This is a genomic window from Nonomuraea antimicrobica (assembly GCF_039536965.1).
Taxonomy (GTDB): domain Bacteria; phylum Actinomycetota; class Actinomycetes; order Streptosporangiales; family Streptosporangiaceae; genus Nonomuraea; species Nonomuraea antimicrobica.
Window position 1 is genome coordinate 1 of sequence record NZ_BAAAZP010000050.1, and the last position, 1,684, is coordinate 1,684.

Here is a 1,684-nt window from a genome sequence, read left to right on the forward strand (position 1 = left end):
GCCGCCGACCAAGGAGTCGGCGCAGACCCTGCTGGAGAACCTCTACTTCAACCCCAAGCGCTACGACCTCGCCAAGGTGGGTCGCTACAAGATCAACAAGAAGCTCGGGTCCGACACCGACATCAACGTCACCGTCCTGACCGAGGGCGACATCGTCTCCATGGTCGAATACCTGGTCCGGCTGCACGCCGGCGAAGACTCCGCCGACCTGCCCATCGAGGTCGACGACATCGACCACTTCGGCAACCGCCGCGTGCGCAACGTGGGCGAGCTGATCCAGAACCAGGTCCGCCTGGGTCTGGCCCGCATGGAGCGGGTCGTGCGCGAGCGGATGACCACGCAGGACGTCGAGGCGATCACCCCGCAGACCCTGATCAACATCCGCCCGGTGGTGGCCTCGATCAAGGAGTTCTTCGGCACCTCGCAGTTGTCGCAGTTCATGGACCAGATCAACCCGCTGGCGGGCCTGACGCACAAGCGGCGACTCAACGCGCTGGGTCCCGGTGGTCTGTCGCGTGAGCGGGCGGGCTTCGAGGTCCGTGACGTGCACCCGTCGCACTACGGCCGGATGTGCCCGATCGAGACCCCCGAGGGCCCCAACATCGGCCTGATCGGCTCGCTGGCCTCCTACGGGCGGCTCAACGCCTTCGGCTTCATCGAGACCCCTTATCGCAAGGTGGTCGACGGCAAGGTCACCGACCGGATCGACTACCTGACCGCCGACGAGGAGGACCGGTACGTCAAGGCGCAGGCCAACACGGCGCTCAACTCCGACGGGTCGTTCGCCGAGCCGCGCGTGCTGGTGCGCACCAAGGGTGGTGAGACCGAGCTGGCCCGTGCCGAGGAGGTCGACTACATCGACGTGTCGCCGCGCCAGATGGTGTCGGTGGCCACCGCGATGATCCCGTTCCTCGAGCACGACGACGCCAACCGGGCCCTGATGGGCGCGAACATGATGCGCCAGTCGGTGCCGCTGCTCAGGAGCGAGGCGCCGCTGGTCGGCACCGGCATGGAATACCGTGCCGCGACCGACGCCGGCGACGTCATCAGCGCGGAGAAGGCCGGGGTGGTGGAGGAGGTCTCCGCCGACTACGTCACGGTGATGAACGACGACGGCACCAGGACGACGTATCGCGTGGCCAAGTTCCGGCGCTCCAACCAGGGCACCTCGTTCAACCAGAAGCCCATCGTGGCCGAGGGCGACCGGGTCGAGGTCAACCAGGTGATCGCCGACGGGCCGTGCACCGACAAGGGTGAGATGGCGCTGGGCAAGAACCTGCTGGTGGCGTTCATGCCGTGGGAGGGTCACAACTACGAGGACGCGGTCATCATCTCGCAACGGCTGGTGCAGGACGACGTCCTGTCCTCGATTCACATCGAGGAGCACGAGGTCGACGCCCGTGACACCAAGCTGGGTCCCGAGGAGATCACCCGCGACATCCCCAACGTGTCGGAGGAGGTCCTGGCCGATCTCGACGAGCGGGGCATCATCCGCATCGGCGCCGAGGTGGTGCCGGGTGACATCCTGGTCGGCAAGGTCACGCCGAAGGGCGAGACCGAGCTGACGCCGGAGGAGCGGCTGCTGCGCGCGATCTTCGGGGAGAAGGCCCGTGAGGTGCGTGATACCTCGCTGAAGGTGCCGCACGGCGAGCAGGGCAAGGTCATCGCGGTGCGCGTGTTCAGC

Annotated in this window: 1 protein-coding gene; it reads left to right on the forward strand. The window is 67.0% G+C overall.

The features are described from left to right. The coding region (gene rpoB, locus ABD844_RS14625) for a DNA-directed RNA polymerase subunit beta (RefSeq protein WP_344877077.1) at positions 1-1,684 on the forward strand (1,684 nt) is incomplete at both ends.